This is a genomic window from Nocardia callitridis, from assembly GCF_039543305.1.
Taxonomy (GTDB): Bacteria; Actinomycetota; Actinomycetes; order Mycobacteriales; family Mycobacteriaceae; genus Nocardia; species Nocardia callitridis.
In genome coordinates this window covers 1,024,291-1,044,129 of the sequence record NZ_BAABJM010000002.1, presented here as the reverse complement: position 1 = coordinate 1,044,129, position 19,839 = coordinate 1,024,291, and the positions used below count along the sequence as shown (strand labels likewise).

Annotated in this window: 21 protein-coding genes; 8 read left to right on the top strand and 13 right to left on the bottom strand. The window is 65.9% G+C overall.

The window, feature by feature from the left end; genetic code table 11:
- Positions 1–23: 23 nt before the first annotated feature.
- Positions 24–521: a MarR family winged helix-turn-helix transcriptional regulator gene (locus tag ABEA50_RS13540; protein ID WP_345495676.1), complete on the bottom strand. Its 498-nt coding sequence runs from the start codon at positions 519–521 to the stop codon at positions 24–26.
- 46 nt (positions 522–567) lie between these two features.
- Here ABEA50_RS13540 and ABEA50_RS13535 point away from each other — a divergent pair, with 46 nt between their 5' ends.
- Together ABEA50_RS13535 and ABEA50_RS13530 are read left to right on the top strand one after the other, a co-directional pair.
- Positions 568–936, top strand: a complete 369-nt coding sequence (locus tag ABEA50_RS13535) for an antibiotic biosynthesis monooxygenase family protein (protein WP_345495675.1) — start codon at positions 568–570, stop codon at positions 934–936.
- A gap of 108 nt (positions 937–1,044) precedes the next feature.
- Positions 1,045–1,470 carry a DUF4189 domain-containing protein gene (locus tag ABEA50_RS13530; protein ID WP_345495674.1) on the top strand — a complete coding sequence of 142 codons (426 nt, stop codon included), beginning with the start codon at positions 1,045–1,047 and terminating at the stop codon, positions 1,468–1,470.
- 61 nt (positions 1,471–1,531) lie between these two features.
- On the opposite strand, the gene ABEA50_RS13525 is transcribed toward ABEA50_RS13530, so the two are convergent.
- The 3 genes from ABEA50_RS13525 to ABEA50_RS13515 are packed head-to-tail and all read right to left on the bottom strand — an operon-like array spanning position 1,532 to position 4,140.
- The gene (locus ABEA50_RS13525) at positions 1,532–2,194 is read right to left on the bottom strand and encodes a methionine ABC transporter permease (RefSeq protein WP_345495673.1); all 663 of its coding nucleotides are present in this window, start codon (positions 2,192–2,194) and stop codon (positions 1,532–1,534) included.
- 3 nt (positions 2,195–2,197) lie between these two features.
- On the bottom strand, positions 2,198–3,259 hold the full coding sequence (locus tag ABEA50_RS13520; RefSeq protein WP_345495672.1) for a methionine ABC transporter ATP-binding protein: 1,062 nt from the start codon (positions 3,257–3,259) through the stop codon (positions 2,198–2,200).
- On the bottom strand, positions 3,256–4,140 hold the full coding sequence (locus ABEA50_RS13515; protein ID WP_345495671.1) for a MetQ/NlpA family ABC transporter substrate-binding protein: 885 nt from the start codon (positions 4,138–4,140) through the stop codon (positions 3,256–3,258). The genes ABEA50_RS13520 and ABEA50_RS13515 overlap by 4 nt, the downstream gene beginning before the upstream one ends.
- A 132-nt stretch (positions 4,141–4,272) precedes the next feature.
- Between ABEA50_RS13515 and ABEA50_RS13510 the strand changes: the two genes are divergently transcribed.
- Entirely contained in the window at positions 4,273–5,136 is an 864-nt protein-coding gene (locus tag ABEA50_RS13510) for a MetQ/NlpA family ABC transporter substrate-binding protein (RefSeq protein WP_345495669.1), read from the top strand.
- Positions 5,137–5,509: 373 nt separating this feature from the next.
- Here ABEA50_RS13510 and ku read toward each other — a convergent pair whose 3' ends face one another.
- The gene (gene ku, locus ABEA50_RS13505) at positions 5,510–6,433 is read right to left on the bottom strand and encodes a non-homologous end joining protein Ku (protein WP_345495668.1); all 924 of its coding nucleotides are present in this window, start codon (positions 6,431–6,433) and stop codon (positions 5,510–5,512) included.
- Positions 6,433–7,527, bottom strand: coding sequence for a lycopene cyclase family protein (locus tag ABEA50_RS13500; protein ID WP_345495667.1), 1,095 nt, complete (start codon positions 7,525–7,527; stop codon positions 6,433–6,435). The genes ku and ABEA50_RS13500 overlap by 1 nt, the downstream gene beginning before the upstream one ends.
- Before the next feature lie 351 nt (positions 7,528–7,878).
- Here ABEA50_RS13500 and ABEA50_RS13495 point away from each other — a divergent pair, with 351 nt between their 5' ends.
- Positions 7,879–8,139, top strand: a complete 261-nt coding sequence (locus ABEA50_RS13495; RefSeq protein ID WP_345495665.1) for a hypothetical protein — start codon at positions 7,879–7,881, stop codon at positions 8,137–8,139.
- A gap of 54 nt (positions 8,140–8,193) precedes the next feature.
- On the opposite strand, the gene ABEA50_RS13490 is transcribed toward ABEA50_RS13495, so the two are convergent.
- Positions 8,194–8,958, bottom strand: a complete 765-nt coding sequence (locus tag ABEA50_RS13490) for an SDR family oxidoreductase (RefSeq protein ID WP_345495664.1) — start codon at positions 8,956–8,958, stop codon at positions 8,194–8,196.
- A gap of 177 nt (positions 8,959–9,135) precedes the next feature.
- Here ABEA50_RS13490 and ABEA50_RS13485 point away from each other — a divergent pair, with 177 nt between their 5' ends.
- On the top strand, positions 9,136–10,767 hold the full coding sequence (locus ABEA50_RS13485; protein WP_345495663.1) for an ABC-F family ATP-binding cassette domain-containing protein: 1,632 nt from the start codon (positions 9,136–9,138) through the stop codon (positions 10,765–10,767).
- An 80-nt stretch (positions 10,768–10,847) separates the two neighbouring features.
- Positions 10,848–11,084, top strand: coding sequence for a helix-turn-helix domain-containing protein (locus ABEA50_RS13480; RefSeq protein ID WP_345495662.1), 237 nt, complete (start codon positions 10,848–10,850; stop codon positions 11,082–11,084).
- 103 nt (positions 11,085–11,187) lie between these two features.
- Here the strand turns inward: ABEA50_RS13480 and ABEA50_RS13475 are convergent, their stop codons facing one another.
- The 4 genes from ABEA50_RS13475 to ABEA50_RS13460 form a co-directional block, all read right to left on the bottom strand.
- Positions 11,188–12,150, bottom strand: a complete 963-nt coding sequence (locus ABEA50_RS13475; RefSeq protein WP_345495661.1) for an MvdC/MvdD family ATP grasp protein — start codon at positions 12,148–12,150, stop codon at positions 11,188–11,190.
- 12 nt (positions 12,151–12,162) lie between these two features.
- Positions 12,163–12,663 carry a hypothetical protein gene (locus ABEA50_RS13470; RefSeq protein ID WP_345495660.1) on the bottom strand — a complete coding sequence of 167 codons (501 nt, stop codon included), beginning with the start codon at positions 12,661–12,663 and terminating at the stop codon, positions 12,163–12,165.
- 226 nt (positions 12,664–12,889) lie between these two features.
- Entirely contained in the window at positions 12,890–13,354 is a 465-nt protein-coding gene (locus ABEA50_RS13465) for an acyl-CoA thioesterase (RefSeq protein ID WP_345495659.1), read from the bottom strand.
- A 168-nt stretch (positions 13,355–13,522) separates the two neighbouring features.
- Positions 13,523–13,993, bottom strand: a complete 471-nt coding sequence (locus ABEA50_RS13460) for a cupin domain-containing protein (protein ID WP_345495658.1) — start codon at positions 13,991–13,993, stop codon at positions 13,523–13,525.
- 68 nt (positions 13,994–14,061) lie between these two features.
- On the opposite strand from ABEA50_RS13460, the gene ABEA50_RS13455 reads away from it, so the two are divergent.
- Positions 14,062–14,604 (top strand): MarR family winged helix-turn-helix transcriptional regulator, encoded by a 543-nt coding sequence (locus tag ABEA50_RS13455; protein WP_345495657.1) that lies wholly within the window; start codon positions 14,062–14,064, stop codon positions 14,602–14,604.
- 3 nt (positions 14,605–14,607) lie between these two features.
- Here the strand turns inward: ABEA50_RS13455 and ABEA50_RS13450 are convergent, their stop codons facing one another.
- Both ABEA50_RS13450 and acnA read right to left on the bottom strand, forming a co-directional pair.
- On the bottom strand, positions 14,608–15,174 hold the full coding sequence (locus tag ABEA50_RS13450) for a TetR/AcrR family transcriptional regulator (protein ID WP_345495656.1): 567 nt from the start codon (positions 15,172–15,174) through the stop codon (positions 14,608–14,610).
- 151 nt (positions 15,175–15,325) lie between these two features.
- Entirely contained in the window at positions 15,326–18,142 is a 2,817-nt protein-coding gene (acnA, locus tag ABEA50_RS13445) for an aconitate hydratase AcnA (RefSeq protein WP_345495655.1), read from the bottom strand.
- A gap of 290 nt (positions 18,143–18,432) precedes the next feature.
- Between acnA and ABEA50_RS13440 the strand changes: the two genes are divergently transcribed.
- Positions 18,433–19,020 carry an Rv1476 family membrane protein gene (locus ABEA50_RS13440; RefSeq protein WP_345495654.1) on the top strand — a complete coding sequence of 196 codons (588 nt, stop codon included), beginning with the start codon at positions 18,433–18,435 and terminating at the stop codon, positions 19,018–19,020.
- Positions 19,021–19,839: the final 819 nt, after the last annotated feature.

Below are 19,839 nucleotides of genomic sequence, written 5' to 3'. Positions count from 1 at the left end.
ATGAGTAGCTGTCGGTGACAGTCTTATCGTGCGCGCCCTTGCATGCGGGCGCCTGAACGGCGCCGACGCTGGAGTCCTGGATGTATCCCCGGCGGCAATCCGGCATCCGACGAGACGCGAGACAGCAACTCGACCAACGTTTTTCGCTCGGTCGCGTCGAGGTGGGTGAGCATCTCGGCCTCTAGCGCGTCGGCTTCCCGCTCGCCCGCGTCGATCGCGCGGTGCGCGGCGGGCGTCAGGTGGATCGCGTGGGCTCTGCGATCGTCCGGATGTGGCTGGCGGCGAACGAGCCCGCGCTGCTCGAGTTGGTCGATCAGGCCGACCATGGCGTTGCGGTGCACGTCCAGCAGTTGGGCCAACTCTTGTTGGCTGCGTCCATCTGCGGTCGCGAGATGACTGAGAACGCCGAAATGCGCTGGTTCGAGGTCGCGGGTGGCGAGTCTTTCGGTGAACTGCTGCGCCACGTAATGACCGAGTTGCGACAAGAGAAAGCTCGCGCGGTGACTCAGCGGTGTCGGCATCGTCCCATGCTAGCAAGTTACAGTGATTGTCATTTAAGATGACAATATGACGATACCTGTTGGCCACACCCCGGCCGTCACGGATGAACCGGTCACCCTGATCAATGCTTTTTCGGTGCCGTTCGCGCAGAAGGAGCGATTTCTGATGCGGTGGAAAAGCAACGCTCGGTTGATGGCCGCCGCCCCTGGCTTCGTCGGTGCGCGAATGATGCAGTCGCTCAACGAGAATGCCGAGTTCACCTTCGTGAACGTCGCGGAATGGTCCAGCGGCTCGGCACTGGACGCCGCGCGGACCGATCCGGAGTGGCAGCGCAGCGTTCAGCGCTTGATCGATGACGAAGAACTCGACGCCGTCGCACATCCGATGGTGTACAAAGCGGCGTTGCACGTCGTGCCGGGTGACCCGCTGCCCTGAACGAGGTTTGTCCGCCGAACATGCTCTCGCGCAACCGATGCTGGACACGGAGCGCGCACTCGGTAATGATTTCCTCGGGCGGATTTCCTTTATCCCGTGGAGGATTCTTTGGCAATCATCGGTGGTGGCGCACTGGGTGTGTCGTTGGTGGCGTTCGCCGCGTGCACCATGGTCGGCGCTGGCTCGGCTTCGGCTGCGTCGGGTCTACACGGCACGATCACGGTGTCGCACAGCTCCGGTCGGGTGGGTGTCGGCATCGATGAGCCGACCTACGTGTCCGCCGACGCGGCGGCCTTGCGCGAATGCGACATCTACGACTGTCGGATCGAGGTGCGATTCGTGGACGCGTGCGCGGCGGTGGCCAGGGGAGCCGATGGGCGCATCGCCTCCGTCATCGCCGGATCACGGGACGAAGCCGAACGACAGGCGGTCGAGGGGCTCGGCGACAGTGCGCCGCCGTTCCCCGATCTCGGCAGCGCCGCGCCGCGTGCCGCGAATGTCATCGCCGCGTCGTGCACCTCGAACGCGGGCTGAGACTCCGGCATGAACGCGGTCTCGGAGGCGGGAGCAATCCGCCCCCGAGACGGCTGAACACCTAGCGGCGCAGCACCTTACGCGCCAGCCAGTTGCCGAAGAACTGGATGCCCTGCACACCGGCGATGATGATCAGCGTCGCCACCAGGGTGACCTGCCAATCGAAGCGCTGATAGCCGTAGACGAGCGCGAAGTCGCCGAGCCCACCACCGCCGACGGTGCCCGCCATGGCCGACATGTCGACTATGGCGATCACGATGAAGGTGTAGCCGAGCACCAGCGGTCCGAGTGCCTCCGGAATCAGCAAGGTGAGGATGATCCGTAACGGTCCCGCGCCCACCGCACGCGCCGCCTCGATGACGCCGGGATCGACGGTCACCAGGTTCTGTTCCACGATCCGCGCGATGCCGAACGAGGCCGCGACGATCATCACGAACGCCGCCGCGTCGGTGCCGATCGTGGTGCCCACCACCTCCAATGTCACCGGACCCAGGGCCGCGAGCAGGATGATGAACGGGATCGGTCGCACGATATTGACCAAAACATTGAGCACGAGATTGATCGGCGCGTTCGCCAGCAGGCCGCCCTTGCGGGTGGTGTAGAGCAGGGTGCCGAGCAGCAACCCGATCACGCCGCCCACCACGAAGGTGATCAACACCAGGTAGATCGTGGTGCCGATCGCCTCGGTCAGGACGGGCTGCAACTTGTCCCAGTCGGTGTGCATCGCCTATCCCTTCCCCGTCGTGCGGCCAGCGAACTCGTCGATGACGTGCTCGATCGCCGTGTCCTCGCCGTAGAGCGCGAGCGTCACGCTGCCGAATGTCTTGTCCTGCAACGTGCTCACCCCGCCGTACACGACCTCGAAGGTGACACCGGCTTTCGCCGCCGTGGCCAGCGCGGGGCCGATGCCGTGTCGGTCGTCGATGTCGACGGTGACCAGGCGGCCACCGTGCAGCTCGGTGAGCCTGCGCCGTTCCTCGTCGGAAGGACGGTTGTGCAGGACGGTCCCGACGAAGGACTTCGTCGGCGCGGCCTTGGGCGTCGCGAAAACCTCGAAGGTACTGGCCAATTCGACGATCTTGCCCTCGGCGAGCACCGCCACCCGGTCGGCCACCGCGCGGATCACATCCATCTCGTGGGTGATCACCACGATGGTGACGCCGAGTTCGCGATTGATCTTCTGCAACAGACGCAGCACTTCGCCGGTGGTTTCCGGGTCCAGCGCCGAGGTTGCCTCGTCGGCGAGCAGCAATGCCGGTGAGGTCGCCAGCGCGCGTGCTATGCCGATCCGTTGCTTCTGGCCGCCGGAGAGCTGGTCGGGGTAGCTGCGCGCCTTGTCCGACAGGCCGACGAACTCCAACAGTTCGGCGACCCGCTCCTTGCGTTCGGCCCGCTTCCAGCCCGCCACTTTCAGCGGATACTCGATATTGCCTGCGGCCGTGCGTGATCGGAACAGGTTGAACTGCTGAAAGATCATTCCGATATCGCGCCGCAGCCGCCGCACCTGCGATTCCGCCACCCCGGTGACCGGTGAACCGGACACCTCGATGGTGCCGGTCGTCGGCTTCTCCAGTGCGTTGATCAGACGAACGAGCGTGCTCTTGCCCGCGCCGGAATAGCCGATGACGCCGAAGATCTCCCCGCGTTCGATGCGCAGGTCCAGGTCGTTCAGCGCGACCTGGCGGCTCTCGCCCTTGCCGAAAACCTTGGTGACCGAGCGGAATTCGACCGCGGGGACCTGATCACGTGTGCTGGCGGAGGTGGTGGCGGGGTCGGTGGCCTCGCTCACTTGCCGTCACGGGCGGATTGCTGCACCCGGTCCAGGATCTGTTCGAGTTCGGCGGCCGGGCGCTGGACTTCGACCGCGGTGCCCTTGCTGACCTCGTCGTGGGCCTTCTGCACCTCGGGGTCGTGCCAGAGATCGACGATCTCCCGGTAGGCGGGGTTGTCCTTGTCCTCGGCTTTGGCCACCACCACATTGATGTACGGCTCAGCGGAAGGATCCTTCGGATCATCCTTGTAGAGCGCCGATTGCGGGTCGATGCCGGAGCGTTCGAGGTAGGTGTTGTTGATGATGGAGCCGTCGGTCGAATTCAGCGACAGCGCCGTCTGCGCCGCGTCGACCGGGGTGACCCGCACCTTGGATGCGGCCTGGTCGATGTCGGCGGGGGTCGGCGACTCGGTCTTCGAGGACAGCTTCAGCAGACCCGCCGCTTGCAGGACGAACAGCGCCCGGGCCTGGTTGGTGGGATCGTTCGGAATCGCGATCTCCGAGCCTTGCGGCAGGTCGGCGACCGTCTTGTGCTTCTTGGAGTAGAGGCCGAGCGGCACCACGTAGGTGGACCCGATCGGCGTCAATGTGTCGTTGTTGGCCACGTTGTAGGCGCCGAGGAATTGCAGGTGCTGGAACAGGTTGAGGTCGACCTGCCCCTGCGACAGTGCGAGATTCGGTTGGTTGTAGTCCGAGAAGTGGGTGATCTGAACGTCGACGCCCTTTTCCTTGGCGACCTGCTCGAACACGTCCCATGACTTGTCCTGTTCGGTGGTGCCGATCCGAATCACCGAGCCGGAGTCGCCGTCGGCGCCGCACCCGGTCAGGGTGAGGGCCGCCGTGGTTGCCACTATCGTCGCTACCAGGACCGGGGTCGCCAGTACCCGATGGAATTTCACTAGTGCTCCCGAATTGCTTGTCGCGATATCAACCCGCCGATCCAACCGGTGCGTGGCCCGCGACAGCCAGAGTTTCGATTGTGGTGAGCACAATCCTTCCCATAACCTGGACGATCGTCTAATTTGCTCGAAATGCGCCTGCTGCACCGAATCGTGTTGCTCGTCCTGTTGAGTGTTCTCACCATCGCTTCGGTGTCGTGTGGGCGTGAGCACGGCGAGGTCGTCCGTATCGGGGTCAACGACCTCGCGCTACCGCACTGGGCGGTGTACAAGAAGAAGGCCGCCGAGCAGGGCATCACGGTCGAGTTCGTCAACTTCACCGACTACAACCAGCCCAATCCCGCACTGGCGCAAGGGCAGATTGATCTCAACAAGTTCCAGCACGTGCGCTACCTCGCCAATTACAACGTCGCCAATAACGACACGCTGACCCCGATCGGCGCCTCCGAGATCTTCCCGCTGACGCTGTATTCGCGAAAGCACAAGTCGGTCACCGAGATTCCGCAGGGCGGCGAGATCACCCTCAGCAACAACCCGGCCAACCAGGTGCGCCCGCTGCTCAGTCTCGCCGCGGCCGGGCTTGTCGTGCTGAAAAACGGCGCCACCTGGGATTCGAAGATCGAGGATGTGGATACCGCCGCCTCCAAGGTGAAGCTCACGACCATCGATCCGACGCTGACCGCCCCCTCGCTCGACAGCGTGGACGCCGCCTTCGTCGACGACACCTTCGCCACGCCCGCCGGGTTGACCGACAAGGACGTCATCCTCACCGACGACCCCGAGCGCCCCGAACTGAAGCAGTACATCAATGTCTTCGCCGCGCGCGCCGAGGACAAGGACAACCCGACATTGCTGAAACTGGCCGCGCTCTACCACGACCCGGATGTCGAGGCCGAGGTGCGCGCCGAAAGCGGCTACCAGGGGATCTTCAAGTCCAACAGCCCCGAAGACCTCCAGACCACCCTCGGGGAGCTGGAAAAGCACTTCCGCGGGTAGATCGGTGCAGTCCCGGCCCCTTGCGTCGAGTGGCTCGCGGTGCGAGGGCGGACCGGCCCGGTGCGGGCGCCGCTAGGAGGTGCGTGTGGTGTGTGTGGCGCGCGGCGTGTGGTGTGCGAGGGGTGAGGCGCGTGTGGCGCGCGGCGTGAGGTGTGCGAGGGGCGAGGCGCGTGTGGCGCGCGGCGTGAGGTGTGCGAGGGGCGAGGTGCGTGAGGCGCGCGGGCGGCGTGTGGTGCGTGAGGGGTGAGGTACGTGAGGGGTGAGGTACGTGAGGCGTGAGGCGCGCGCATCAGCGAGGTCGACTCGCCTGATGCCGAACCGCCTCTTCGGCAAGCGAAACTCAGCTCAGGCCGAATAAAGACTGCCTGCGGCGTTACGCGCCTTTGCGGGTGGCGGTTTTCTTGGCGGGGGCCTTCTTCGCCGAGGTCTTCTTGGCCGTCGCATTCTTGGCCGTCGCCTTCTTCGGGGAGGACTTGCTCGCCTTCTTGCCACCCGTGCTCGAGTTCTTCGTCCCCTCGCCGCTGGCCTCCAGACTGCGTTGCAGTGCGGCCACCAGGTCGACCACCTCGGCGTCGGTGTCGGCCCGAGGGGACTCGGGCTGTTCGGCGACCTTACCGGTGCCGCTGGCGATCGCCTCGTCGAGAATCCGCCGCAATTCGATCTGGTACTCGTCGGTGTACTGCGAGGGATCGAAATCGTCGGACATGGTGTCGACCAACGTCTCGGCCATCTTGATTTCCTGCGGGCGCGGCTCGGTGACGCCTTCGAGGGATTCGAAGCTGGCCGAGCGCACCTCGTCGGGCCACAACAGCGTTTGCAGGACCAAGACGCCGTCGCGCACGCGCAAGGCGGCAAGTCGGGTCTTCTGCCGCAGCGTGAAATGCACCAGTGCGGTGCGGTCGATCTGCTCGAGCGTCGTCGCCAACAGGACATACGCCTTCGGCGTGGTCGAGTCGGGCTCCAGGTAGTAGCTCTTGTCGAACAGGATCGGATCGATCTGATCGGAAGGCACGAACTGCAACACCGGGATCTCGTGCTTTTCGGCGGACGGAAGCTTCGCGAAATCCGAGTCGGTGAGAACGATCTTCTGACCGTCCGGCGATTCGTAGGCCTTGTCGATATCGGCGTACTGGACCGACTCGCCGTCGATCGAGCAGATGCGGTCGTATTTGATCCGACCACCATCTTTCGCGTGCACCTGGTGGAATCGGATGTCGTGGTCCTCGGTGGCCGTGTAGACCTTGACCGGGACGTTTACCAGCCCGAAGGCGATCGAGCCCTTCCAGATCGACCTCATCACTCCATCATGGCCGAACCGGGGCGGGGGCGCGAGAGAATCGGCAACCCGAGTGTCGCGAGGGCGACACGCCGACGCAGTGCGGGCGGGAGCGTAGTGAACAGGGCGCGCATGGCGTGTGCGGTGGCGCGCGGATCGGTGCGTCCGGACAGGTAGGCGCGTTGCAGGTCGGTCGGTAGGGCGAAGAACGCGTCGAAGAAGACCGGCAGCTCGGTGGGCGCCAGCGCCAGCAGCGCGCGCAGTCCCGCCGACCGCAGCAGGTGCACCGCGCGCGCCGAGGCGGGGCACGCGGACGCGCCGGTCGCGACGGCGTCGGCGGCGGCGAGGGCGGCCGCGACGCTGTATCCGGTTGCGGGATGGGTGAATCCGCCCGCCGCGCCGAAGCGGTCACGGCCGACGTGCTGGCTCTGCACCGGAAAGCGGACCCGCTCGACGCGCGCGTCGTCGGCGGGGCCGATGCCGCGCACACGCAAGCGGTGCTGTAGCCGATCGCGCAACGCCCACGGTGCCAGTGCGGGGCGGCCGACCAGGCACGTCTCCTCGAGCAGCACCGTGTCGGCGTCCAGCGGGACCGCGTACAGGAACGAGGGTGGCGCGTCGGGGTCGGCGCCGTTGTCTTGTCGCCAATCCATGAACAGGGGTTGTGCCGGGTACTCCCGCGCGTCTACCACGAGACCGTACGCGGTTTGTTCGGCGAGCACAGGGGAGCGCGCGACTCCGCGAGCATCGATCACCCTGGACGCCGAAAGTCTTGTGCCGTCTGCCAATTCGACGTTCGTCGCGGTCAGTTCGAGCACGCGACCGGTGCGTACTCGTGCGCCATCGATATCGAGCGTTTCGCGCAGTCGGGTGTTGTCGAATACCACGTATTCCCGGTCGAGGCGCTGCGGCCGAGTGCCCCAGACGGCGGGAGATTCGATCCGGGCGCCGATCACGTTCTCGGGCAACCAGTCCGGCAGCTCATCACGCCACGCGGCATACGTCGCCGCCCAACGCCGTTGCGGCGCGGAGTCGATCGCGACGACGTCGACGCCGTGCCGCACGCAACGATGCACCAACGCCCGCCCCGCCGGCCCGAGCCCACAAACGATCACCTCGGCGTCCACACGGCGTCGCGATCGCCCGACCGATACCGACCCCCTACCTGGCACCACCGCTGAATCCCTCCTCTCAACTGACCCCGCCCCATTGTTCACCGAGCAGCCTCCCCCAGCCCGCCCGGCCAGCCCGCCATCTTCCCCCACTGCGGCAAGGACCGCAGGGCGGCGGACCAGGCCGGAAAGCAGGAAACCACCTCACACCCACCAAGCCCCCGCCCGAGCTTCGATCACCAGGACATCAGCTAAGCCGTGACCCGGCCAGCTGTCACCCCATGTCCTGGTGACCTTGGAGGTTCACTTTTAAGCGCGGCCACTCTTTCGAGTCGCGCCGAGGGGGACGGACTGGTGCTCACCCAGTTCGCGTTCGGCATGGCCAGCGCGGCGCAGGCGAAGTCGGCTGCGGGACAACTCGCCGCCGGCGAGCTGAATCTGCCGGAAGGCTCGTTCATCGCCGAAGCCGCGACGCAGGCGTCGAGCGCCGGAGACCAGGACGACATCGTGGTGGTCACGGTGCTGACGGCGACCCCCGCGGTCGATGTCCCGATGGCACAGAAGTACCTGCATTATTTGCATGCCGATCTGCTCGCCGCGCTGTTGTTCCGCTGAGCGCGGTGGCGGCGGTCGCCGGCGAAAGTTCTGTGCCGAAAGGTATCTCGAGTGTCAGAGGCCGCCGGTGGACAGCAAGCCACCGTCGACCCGCACCGTCTCGCCGGTGATCCAGCCCGACTCGTCGGAGACCAGGAAACCGATCAGGCTCGCGACATCCTCCGGTGTGCCGAGACGTTTGAGTGGGTAGACGCTGGCCGCGCTTTCCTCATCGGAGGAGTACAGCGCGTCGGCGAACTTCGTCTTGATTACGCCGGGGGCCACGGCGTTCACGCGGATCTTCGGTCCGAGCTGCCAGGCCAGCTCGTCGGTGAGCCGAATCAGCGCGGCCTTGGACGCGCCGTAGGCGGCGATCACACCGCTGGAGCGGATACCGGCGACACTCGCGACATTCACCACCGCGCCGCCGTGTTCGCCCATCCACGCGCGGTAGGCCTGCTGCACATAACCGAGCGCGGCGACGACATTGACGTCGAAGATCTTGCGGACCGCGTTGAGATCCGCCTCCATCAGCGAGCCGTACACCGGATTGATGCCAGTGTTGTTGATCAGGATGTCCAACGAGCCGAATTCCGTGACCACCCGACCGACCGCGTCGGCGCGATCCTCGTCGACACCGGAGTTGCCCGCCAGCGCGATGACCTCGCCGCGGTGGCCGAGGGCACGCAGATCGTTCGCGGCTTGATCCAGCGGCTCCTTCTTGCGCGCGGTGATCAGAACGTTGGCGCCTCGGGTCAACAGCTCCGCCGCGACGGCCTTGCCGATGCCCCGGCTCGCCCCGGTGACCAACGCGCTCTTGCCTGATAGATCGGTTCCCATGCGGTGCCACGGTACCCGTGCACGGGGTAACGGCGGTCACATGCGCGTCGGCGGGCGTCGAGTAGCCGGGACAGCGCAGGTAAAATCAGTGGTTCGTGTGCGCATAGGGTCGCACAATCGAGACGCGCACACTCGAGACACCACCGTCGAGCACCACCGATCCGCGAGGAGAATTCTGTGATCACCGCGACCGACCTGGAGGTCCGGGCCGGAGTCCGCACTCTACTGTCGGCACCTGGCCCGGCACTGCGAGTGCAGGCGGGGGACCGGATCGGCTTGGTCGGACGTAACGGCGCGGGCAAGACCACCACGTTGCGCATCCTGGCGGGTGAGGGTGAGCCGTACGCGGGCAAGGTCGTGCGTTCCAGCGATGTCGGCTACCTGCCCCAGGACCCCAAGGAAGGCGACCTGGACGTGCTCGCACGCGACCGGGTGCTGTCCGCGCGCGGTCTGGACGCGCTGATCCGCGATATGGAGAAGCAGCAGGCGTTGATGGCCGAGGTCGCCGACGAGAACGAGCGCGAGAAGGCGGTCCGCAAGTACGGCAGGCTGGAAGATCGGTTCTCCTCGCTCGGCGGGTACGTCGCCGAGAGCGACGCCGCCCGCATCTGCAACAGCCTCGGCTTGCCCGATCGGGTGCTCGGGCAAGCGTTGCGAACGTTGTCGGGTGGTCAGCGTCGCCGAATCGAGTTGGCGCGCATCCTGTTCGCCGCTTCCGACGGCAGCGGTGGGCGCTCGGACACCGTGCTGTTGCTCGACGAACCGACCAACCACCTCGACGCGGATTCCATCACCTGGCTGCGCGGGTTCCTGCAGAACCACACCGGCGGACTCATCGTGATCAGCCACGATGTGGAACTGCTCGGCGACGTGGTGAACAAGGTGTGGTTCCTGGACGCGGTGCGCGGCGAGGCCGATGTCTACAACATGGCGTGGCAGAAGTACCTCGACGCGCGCGCCACCGATGAACAGCGCCGCCGCCGCGAGCGCGCGAATGCCGAGAAGAAGGCGTCCGCGCTGCGGGTGCAGGCCGCCAAGCTCGGCGCCAAGGCGACGAAAGCCACTGCGGCACAGAACATGGCCAAGCGCGCCGACCGGTTGATGGCCGAACTCGACGACGTGCGGGTGGCCGACAAGGTGGCCAGGATCAAGTTCCCGGAACCCGCGGCGTGTGGCAAGACACCGCTGATGGTGGAGAACCTCACCAAGGTCTACGGGTCGTTGGAGATCTTCACCGGCGTCGACCTGGCGATCGACCGGGGCAGCCGAGTGGTGGTGCTCGGGCTCAACGGCGCGGGTAAGACCACGCTGTTGCGCATGCTCGCCGGGGTCGAACAGCCGACGGCGGGCGGTCTGGTTCCCGGTCACGGCCTGCGCGTCGGCTATTTCGCCCAGGAGCACGACACTCTCGACGACCAGGCGACGGTGTGGGAGAACATCCGGCATGCCGCGCCGACGGCGGGGGAGCAGGAGTTGCGCGGCCTGCTCGGTGCGTTCATGTTCACCGGACCGCAGTTGGAGCAGCCCGCGGGCACCCTGTCCGGTGGTGAGAAGACGCGTCTGGCGTTGGCCGGGCTGGTGTCGTCGGCGGCGAACGTGCTGTTGCTGGACGAGCCGACCAACAACCTGGACCCGATCTCGCGTGAGCAGGTGCTCGACGCGTTGCGCACCTACGCGGGCGCGGTGGTGCTGGTGACCCACGATCCCGGCGCGGCCGAGGCGCTGTCGCCGGAGCGGGTGATCTTGTTGCCGGACGGTACGGAGGACCACTGGTCGGCCGAATATCTGGAACTTATTCAGCTCGCGTGAGTTTCATCACAAGAATTCGTTGATCATGGCCCGCCGAGTGCTTAGCCTGGAACTACCGGCTCGGCGACTCGGAGGAAGCCATGAGCGACAGGCCATCACAAACCAAGCCCACCTTGGGCAAGGGAACGCGCGTCACCGGCAAGTCCCGTGACCGTCTACAGAACCAGCTGAAGAAGCAATACGAGGCGGGTGCGAGCATTCGCTCGCTAGCGCGCTCGACCGGCCGTTCCTACGGCTTCATTCACAATGTGCTGGTGGAGTCGAGCGTGCAATTGCGCGGACGCGGCGGCGCAAACCGGCGTAAGACGGCAGAGTAGCGGTCGTTCGGTTTCGGAAATCGGCACGGGCGAAAGCTTTTCGCCCGGCCGAGATTTCTGGTGTCGGTGTCCGGCGGCCGGTTTTTTTTGGGTGTCCGCAGGTTCAGTGGCCCTGGACCGTCCCGTCGCCGTCGATCAGCAGATTGGCCAGGCTACGGAAGATCGGCATGCCGGTCTTGATCTCGAGGTAGGCGAACTGGCCCTGCGGATTGACTTCCAGGAAGTAGTATTCGCCGTCGACCCCCAGGCGTAGGTCCAGCACGCCGAACGAGAGGCCGAGCGCCCCCATGAGGGTTGCCATAGATTTGCTTACCGAGGCGGGAAGCTGATCCGGAGTGAAATCCACCGACGTGTCGAGGCGTGAATCCACCCACCCGACGCCCGCCTGCGAGTCGATCCGTGTGGTCCAGGCGACCCCGTCGACCCACACCACGCGTAGGTCCCAGCGCGCGTTCACGTAGTCCTGAAAAGTGGTGGGCGCGGAGTGGATCGCGGTGAGTCGCGGATAGTCGTCGTCGGTGACGATCCTGGTCTCGGCGAATTCGGCGCGACCGGTGCCGGTGCGCTTGTAAACCACCGGGCAGGGCCGTGATTCGATGAAACTGCGTGCCTCGTCCGAATCGTTGGTGATCAGCGTCTCCGGTACCGCGAATCCCGCACGCAACGCCGTCTCCAATTGCACGATCTTGCGGGCAGCGGTGCGGTCGGCGCCGGGATCGTTCACCCAGAACGCGGGGATCGACCAGAGCATGCCCTGGATGAACCCGTCACACTCGGCCTGCCGGAAGTCGTTGTCGGAGGCCAGGACCCCCGCGGGGACATTGCTCGGGTGCGGCCGCCGCCACCACACCGAGCGCACATCGTCCAGGCCGAGCAGATGCGACATCGACCGGGTCGTGCCGAAACGGTCGAGTCGAAAACTGCCGGACTCGCGCGGGAAGTCGCGCAGATCCAGCCGAATCGGGCTGTGCCCGTGATGTTCCCGCAGGGTGGCCGCCATCGCGGTGGCATGCAGGTCATCGGATTCGGAGACGATGAGTACCGACCCGCTCGGGTGTGCCGACATCCGTGTGCCGGCTCAGTCGAGACTGTCGCAGTTGATACCGTCGTCGCTGCTGCCCATCGATCTGGTCTGGCAGTAGGTGAAGGAGGCGCCGCCGAGGCCGGGCCGGTCGTCGAGACGCATTCGCGCCGCCCAGGATTCGGTGAGTTCACGCAACTGCTCGTCGCCGAGAGCCGGTGAGGGCGTTTCGGGGATGGTCATCGGCCGCTCGACCACCTCGATCCGCAGGCGACGGGTGAAATCCGCGGTGGCACCGGCGCGAATGTCGACCAGAACGGGCCGTCCCTCGGCGGGATAGGCGATGTCGGGTTGCGTCGCAGTCGAATCCGCAGGCCCAGTTTCCACCGTTCGCGCCGAGTCGCGCACACGCAAGACGTCCGACCGACAGAAGGTCCACGTTCCCTCGGCCACGCGCACGGTGATCTCCCGTTCCGATTCCCCCACCAGCATTCCGTGCAGCGGGGGAATCCGGTCACCCTTCGGCGCGGTCGCGGGAAGGCGGATTGCGTCGGTCATTACGGTTACTCCGATCTGCTCGCAATGGTCTGCTCGCAATTTGCCACGACCCCCGAGCGTGTGTCCGATGATATCGCGAGTGTGGCCAGGATCGGCTCGGATCGAGGAGATTCAGCCGCTGATCGCCGACTGTATTCCGGTGGGACACCGGCTGGTGTCGAAAGTTTTTCGGCGCGAACGTTCGGCGGGGCGCTCGGTGCCGCGGCGCAGGGGCCTGACCGAATCCCTATGTATTGCCCGGGATTGGCGGCTGTGCATCCGTGCGTGCAGCAGAGGGGAGCCCGAGCAGTTCGGGCTGCTGTGCGAGTTCTGCGATCCGCCGATCGGGTGTCGCGACCAGTTTGCGCGTGGTGAGATCGAGCAACCCGCCTACGCTGTGTATCTCGGCCGCGACCGTGTCATCGAGGTGGTGAATGCGCTGCTCGACGGCGAAGGTTTTGCCGCTGCGCCAACCGAATTCGCAGGTGACCAGCACTTCGTCGCCGCCGCCCAGTTCGCGCAGGTACTTGATGGTGGTCTCGAGGACCACTGGGCCGACCCCCGCGCCGATGAGTTTTTGCTGGGGGAGGCCCGCGGCGCGCAAGAGTTCCCAGCGGGCGTGCTCGGCGTACTGGACGTAGACGGCTTGGTTGAGGTGGCCCTGGGTGTCGAGTTCGTATCCGCGCACCACTACCGGAACGGAAAAGGTCATGCCGGGGAAACCTCGGCGCGTACATCGTTGTTCCTGGTGGGCGCATTCATCCGGAACTGCGTGTCCGTGGGCTGACTGGATGCGAGTCGTGCTCGGCACTCGACCGATCCCCGTGGTGCCGACCCTCTTGCGGGGTCCGTGGTGTTGGCGGTCGGGGTCGATCGTGGCCTATCGGCACGCGAATTCCTCCTGCGCCGCCGTGAGCTCGGCGACGGTGGATTCGCCCTTGGCGATGCGGTCGAGCAGCCGGAAGTATTCGAAGCGCTCGACACCGGGCATGAGGGCGATCATGATGCGCGCGCCGCTGTCGGGGGTGGCGCCGAAGGCGTGCGGCATGTGCCGGGGCACCACGATCGCCCCGCCCGCGCCCACGGTGGTGATTCGATCGCCCGCGAGCAGTCGCAGCTCGCCGTCGGTGACGTAGAACAGCTCGTCGGAGCGGGTGTGGTAGTGCGGGGCGGCGCCGGTGGCGCCGGCGGCCATGGTGACTTCGAGGGTGCTGACCGTGCCCGCCGTGGCATCGGCGTCGAGCAACAGCCGGACGGTGACGGCGTCGGTGCGCAGTGTCTCGGCGGCGTCCGGCTGCCGCACGGCGACATGGCGGTGGGGCTGAACGCTGGACTCGGATACCCCGGACATCGACGCTACTTAGTTCGATGGTTGATAATTCGGTATCGAACTATATGTCGTCGAATAGAGTCTTGTCCATGACTGATCAGGCAGCGGCAGCGAGAGCGTCCGTACCGACCGCACCCACTTCGGATCGCATCGACGCGATCGAACGCCAATGGCGCGCCGAACGTCCGGATCTCGACCTGGAAGCCATGGCGATCTTCGGCCGACTCGGCAGGCTGGTGATGGTGGGTCGCCGCGAGATCGACGTCGTCTTCCGCGCACACGGACTTCAGCGCGGAGAGTTCGATGTGCTTGCGGCACTGCGATGTTCGGGCGCGCCGTTCGAGCTGAGCCCCTCGGTACTCGCCGACACCATGATGCTCTCGCGCGCGGGCATGACCGGACGCCTCGATCGCCTCGAATCGGCGGGATTGGTGCGCAGGATCGCCGATGCCGCCGACCGTAGGGCCGTGCGCGTAGCGCTCACCGACGCCGGACGCGACACGATCGACACCGTGGTCGCCGAACACACCGCGAACGAGACCCGGCTGCTGTCCGTACTGCCCGCGCGCGACCGGCGCGAACTCGACCGGCTCGTTCGAGTGCTGCTCGACAGCATGGAGCCCGGTCGTTAGCGCTCAGTCCTTGCGGCGCACCGACGCTTCCACGAGATCCAGGACGGCGGAAAGGTTTTCGCTGGTGTGACCGGAGGCGATACGGGCGATCAACCCGTCGAGCACCAGGTCGAGATAGCCGAGCACCACATCCGTCGGCACGTCCTCACGCAGCGCGCCCTCGGCCCTGCGTCGCTCGAGTCGGGCCAGCGTCGCCGCGTTCAGCTCCGCCGACCGTTGAGTCCAGCTCGCGCGAAAATCCGGATCGGTGCGCAACCGGCGAGCGATCTCCAACCGCGTGCCGAGCCAATTGAATTCCTCGGGGTGCTCCAGCATGTCGCGCATGACCTGGACAAGACCCTGGTCGGCCGCGACATCGGCCATCCGCTCCGCATCCTCCTGCGCCAACGCGAGAAACAGGGCGTCCTTGTCGCGGAAGTGATGAAAGATCGCACCTCGCGACAGCCCGATCTCCTCTTCGAGCCGACGCACGGTCGCACCGTCGTAGCCGTACTCGGCGAAACAACGCCGTGCCCCGTCGAGGATCTGACTGCGCCGGGCGGCGAGGTGGTCGTCACTGACTTTGGGCATGGGCTCCTCCGAGGAAGCGAACACAGTGAAGCGGTAGTCGAGCGTGATCCGGTGCGCTCGCGCAGGTGGTGCGGCCGATGCGGCGAGGTCCGCGCGTCGTGGTGCGACGCGCGGACCTTCGTCGAAAAATACCCGTGAACCCTCGAAAGGGTCAGCGGTTGACCATGTTTCGCAGCACGTACTGCAGGATGCCACCGTTGCGGTAGTAATCCGCCTCACCGGGGGTGTCGATGCGGACGACGGCGTCGAACTCGACCTTGCTGCCGTCTTCCTTGGTCGCGATGACCCGCACCGTCTTCGGCGTCTTGCCCTCGTTGAGGGCGGTGATGCCTTGGATGTCGAAGGTCTCGGTGCCGTCGAGCTTCAACGATGCCGCCGACTCGCCCTGCGGGAACTGCAGCGGGACCACGCCCATACCGATGAGGTTCGAACGGTGGATCCGTTCGAACGACTCGGTGATGACCGCCTTCACGCCGAGCAGGCTGGTGCCCTTGGCCGCCCAGTCGCGCGAGGAGCCGGAACCGTACTCCTTGCCGCCGAGCACGACCAGCGGGATGCCCGCATTCTGGTAGTTCTGCGAAGCGTCGTAGATGAACGCCTGCGGGCCGCCGTCCTGGGTGAAGTCGCGGGTGTAACCACCCGAGACGTCGTCGAGCAGCTGGTTCTTCAACCGGATGTTGGCGAAGGTGCCGCGGATCATCACCTCGTGATTACCGCGCCGCGAGCCCAACGAGTTGTAGTCCTTGCGCGCCACACCGTGTTCGTCGAGGTACTGCGCGGCCGGGGTGCCCGGCTTGATCGGACCGGCCGGGGAGATGTGGTCGGTGGTGACCGAATCACCGAGCAGCGCAAGCACCCTCGCGCCGGTGATGTCGGCGACGGGGGAGGGCTCGAGCGCCATGCCCTCGAAGTACGGCGCCTTGCGCACGTAGGTCGAGTTCTCGTCCCACTCGAAGGTGTTGCCCTCCGGGGTGGCCAGGCTGCGCCAGCGCTCGTCGCCCTTGAATACATCGGCGTAGGAGTTGCGGAACATGTCCTGGTTGATCGCCGACTTGATGGTGTCGTCGATCTCCTGGGCCGAAGGCCAGATGTCGGCGAGGAAGACGTCCTTGCCGTCGGTGTCCTTGCCGAGCGAGTCGGACTCGAAGTCGAAATCCATCGTTCCCGCGAGCGCGTAGGCGATGACCAGCGGCGGCGAGGCCAGGTAGTTCATCTTCACGTCGGGGGAGATACGGCCCTCGAAGTTGCGGTTACCGGAGAGCACCGCGGTGACCGTCAGGTCGTGATCGTTGACCGCCTTGGAGATCTCCTCCGGCAGCGGACCGGTGTTGCCGATGCAGGTGGTGCAGCCGTAGCCACCCAGGTGGAAGCCCAGCTTCTCCAGGTAGGGCCACAGTCCGGCCTTCTCGTAGTAATCCGAGACGACCTGCGAACCCGGCGCCATATTGGTCTTGACCCACGGCTTGCTGGTCAGGCCACGGTCGACCGCATTGCGCGCCAGCAGGGCCGCGCCGATCATCACCGAGGGATTCGAGGTGTTGGTGCAGGAGGTGATACCCGCGACCGCGACCGCACCGTGGTCGATGATGAATTCGCCGCGGTCCTCGGTGGTGACCTTGATCGGCTTGGATGGGCGGCCGGTGCTGCCGTTGGCGGCGGTCGGCACGACCGCGCCGTCGTCGGCGAAGCTGAGCTCGGCCGGATCGCTGGCCGGGAAGGACTCGTCGAGCGCCTCGTCGAGCTGCGAATGCGGGGTGACCGCCGCGTCGACGCCCTCGGCGTCGCTGGTGTAGTTGTGGATGTCCTTGCGGAAGGCAACCTTGGACTCCGACAACAGGATTCGGTCCTGCGGACGCTTCGGGCCCGCGATCGAGGGCACCACGGTGCCGAGATCGAGCTCGAGGTACTCGGAGTAGGCGGGCTCGTGCGCGGCGTCGTGCCACATGCCCTGTTCCTTGGCGTAGGCCTCGACCAGGTCCAGCTGCTCCTGCGAACGACCGGTCAGACGCAGGTAGTTGATGGTCTCCTCGTCGATCGGGAAGATCGCGGCCGTCGAGCCGAACTCCGGGCTCATGTTGCCGAGGGTGGCGCGATTGGCCAGCGGAACCTCCGCGACGCCGGCACCGTAGAACTCGACGAATTTGCCGACCACGCCGTGCTTGCGCAGCATCTCGGTGACGGTGAGTACCACGTCGGTGGCGGTGACGCCCGGCTTGATCTCACCGGTCAGCTTGAAGCCGACGACGCGCGGGATGAGCATCGAAACCGGCTGACCGAGCATCGCGGCCTCGGCCTCGATACCGCCGACGCCCCAGCCGAGCACGCCGAGGCCGTTGACCATGGTGGTGTGCGAGTCGGTGCCGACGCAGGTGTCCGGGTAGGCCTGACCGTTGCGCACCATGACGGTGCGGGCCAGGTACTCGATATTGACCTGGTGCACGATGCCGGTGCCGGGCGGGACGACACTGAAGTCGTCGAAGGCGCCCTGACCCCACCGCAGGAACTGGTAGCGCTCGCCGTTGCGCTCGTACTCGAGTTCGACGTTGCGCTCGAAGGCATCGGCGCGACCGAAGACGTCGAGGATCACCGAGTGGTCGATGACCATCTCGGCGGGCGAGAGCGGGTTGACCTTGTTCGGGTCGCCGCCGAGAGTGGTGACGGCCTCGCGCATGGTGGCGAGGTCGACGACACACGGCACGCCGGTGAAGTCCTGCATGATCACGCGGGCCGGGGTGAACTGGATCTCGGTGCTCGGATCGGCCGAGGGATCCCAGTTGGCGATGGCACGGATGTGCTCGGCGGTGATGTTGGCGCCGTCTTCGGTGCGCAACAGGTTCTCGGCGAGGACCTTCAACGCGTAGGGCAGTTTTTCGGTGCCGGGCACGGCGGAGAGGCGGAAGATCTCGTAGGAGTTGCTTCCGACCTCGAGGGTGCCCTTGGCGCCGAAAGTATCGATACTTGTCGTCACGTCAGCTCCACTCATCTGTGAGGGTTGGCCGTAGGCAGGGCTGTGCCGACGGCCGAGTCGTTTCGAGGTCTTCGGCGTCGTCTCGGCGCCGTTCCTCGCGCTGTCACCTTAACAGTACGCTTGTCCTATGAAAGACGCGGCCCCCGCTCCGCGTGCCGTGCGAGGCTACTGCGCGAGCGCGTCGCGTACTGTGCTTTCGAGCTACCGGGGTGACCATGCGTCGCTCACCCCCAGAGTTGGATGCCCGTCGCCTCGGATGCCGATGCGGCTCGACCAAGACCGGATGGAAGATGACCGTCTCGCACACCTCGGTTTTCCTGCCCATGGCCGCCGAACTGCCGCCATACATGACCGAAGCCACCGTCAAGACCATCAACGCCGACTTGGCCGATGATCATGTCGCGACGATGACCGGCAAGGACAAGCCGAAGCTGGCGCAGATAGCCGCCGAGGCGAGAGCCAACGGCATCCCCCTCAGTATCGTGGTCCTGCCGAGCAATCCCGAGCGCGATTCGAGCCTGCGCGATCTGGCGATCGAGCTCAGTAAGACCCAGCACGGCACCGTCGCGGTATTCAGCGACGACTGGATGGGCACCGACAGTGACGCGATCAGCCGAGTCCGCCTCGAGCACGCCGAAGACAAGGCGAAGTTCAAGGGCGGTGGGCATTCCGCCGAGGCGGCGCAGGCGTTCGTGACGCAACTCGAACAGCCCGAACGGATTCCGTGGGTCGGGTTCACGGCCGTGCTGATCGCCATCACGGTAGTTCTGGTTGCCGGGTTGTACTTCGTCAAGTCGCGGCGCGAGCCCGAGGTGGCGACGGTGGCAGGCGAGCAGGTCGCGGGGGAGCACTCGGCCCGCAGCGCCGCCGGATCCTGACCATTAAGCCCGCCACCGAGACAGTCGGGCGAACACCCCCGCAAATCCTGCCCACCTGGTAGGCCCTCAGCAGGCCTCCTGGTGAACCACCACCCTCCCTAAAGTCAGCTACTCCCGCTCACCAAACCCAGCCACCCCCACGAGCCGCCGAAACACCTGTTCCGAGCGCAGCAAGACCGACACAACAAGTTCACGACCGTCTCGCCGCCCGAGCACCCGGTTCGTAGGCACGCACCCCAACACCCGGTGAAACCAGCACCACCCACACCCAACTCAACCCACCCCACGAACCGCCCAAACACCTGTTCCGAGCGCAGCGAGACCGGCACGGCAAGTTCGCGGCCGTCTCGCTGTTGAGTGCCCGTTTCGTAGGCGACGAAGGAGCAAGAAACGGGTACTCAACAGCGAGACTCAGGGCCGCGAACCACGCGGCGCCAGCCGCCAATAAACACAGCGAGGAAGCACTCGCCCCCGCGTATCACCCCGCCGCCTAACGCAGTGCTGGTTCCGCGCCCCCGCACATCACCCCCGCACGCCGCCCCCGAATATCACCCCGTCCCCGATGCATCCACCCCGTATATCACCCCCGATGCATCCCGCCCCGCATATCCCCCGCCGCGGGTTCCCAGCTTCTCGCGCACCGTTCCCGCACCGGCTTTCTCCCCACATTTCCTCCCCGCACCGCCGCCCTCCTCCGCTCGCACACTGGCCACACCCCCAACTCCTCGCCCGTACACCACCCCTCCCACAACCCCTGTGCCGGTAGGGGCCGTCGCCAACCTCGAGTTCTAGTTAGCGAACAAATCTCTGGCACACGGT

Bases quoted from the DNA above. Each gene is read 5' to 3' on its own strand.
- ABEA50_RS13510 (WP_345495669.1), top strand. From the start codon at position 4,273: ATGCGCCTGCTGCACCGAATCGTGTTGCTCGTCCTGTTGAGTGTTCTC.
- ABEA50_RS13525 (WP_345495673.1), bottom strand. From the start codon at position 2,194: ATGCACACCGACTGGGACAAGTTGCAGCCCGTCCTGACCGAGGCGATC.
- ABEA50_RS13535 (WP_345495675.1), top strand. From the start codon at position 568: ATGACGATACCTGTTGGCCACACCCCGGCCGTCACGGATGAACCGGTC.
- ABEA50_RS13480 (WP_345495662.1), top strand. From the start codon at position 10,848: ATGAGCGACAGGCCATCACAAACCAAGCCCACCTTGGGCAAGGGAACG.
- ABEA50_RS13490 (WP_345495664.1), bottom strand. From the start codon at position 8,958: ATGGGAACCGATCTATCAGGCAAGAGCGCGTTGGTCACCGGGGCGAGC.
- ABEA50_RS13450 (WP_345495656.1), bottom strand. From the start codon at position 15,174: ATGCCCAAAGTCAGTGACGACCACCTCGCCGCCCGGCGCAGTCAGATC.
- ABEA50_RS13470 (WP_345495660.1), bottom strand. From the start codon at position 12,663: ATGACCGACGCAATCCGCCTTCCCGCGACCGCGCCGAAGGGTGACCGG.
- ku (WP_345495668.1), bottom strand. From the start codon at position 6,433: ATGAGGTCGATCTGGAAGGGCTCGATCGCCTTCGGGCTGGTAAACGTC.
- ABEA50_RS13465 (WP_345495659.1), bottom strand. From the start codon at position 13,354: ATGACCTTTTCCGTTCCGGTAGTGGTGCGCGGATACGAACTCGACACC.
- ABEA50_RS13540 (WP_345495676.1), bottom strand. From the start codon at position 521: ATGCCGACACCGCTGAGTCACCGCGCGAGCTTTCTCTTGTCGCAACTC.
- ABEA50_RS13475 (WP_345495661.1), bottom strand. From the start codon at position 12,150: ATGTCGGCACACCCGAGCGGGTCGGTACTCATCGTCTCCGAATCCGAT.
- ABEA50_RS13460 (WP_345495658.1), bottom strand. From the start codon at position 13,993: ATGTCCGGGGTATCCGAGTCCAGCGTTCAGCCCCACCGCCATGTCGCC.
- ABEA50_RS13455 (WP_345495657.1), top strand. From the start codon at position 14,062: ATGACTGATCAGGCAGCGGCAGCGAGAGCGTCCGTACCGACCGCACCC.
- ABEA50_RS13440 (WP_345495654.1), top strand. From the start codon at position 18,433: ATGACCGTCTCGCACACCTCGGTTTTCCTGCCCATGGCCGCCGAACTG.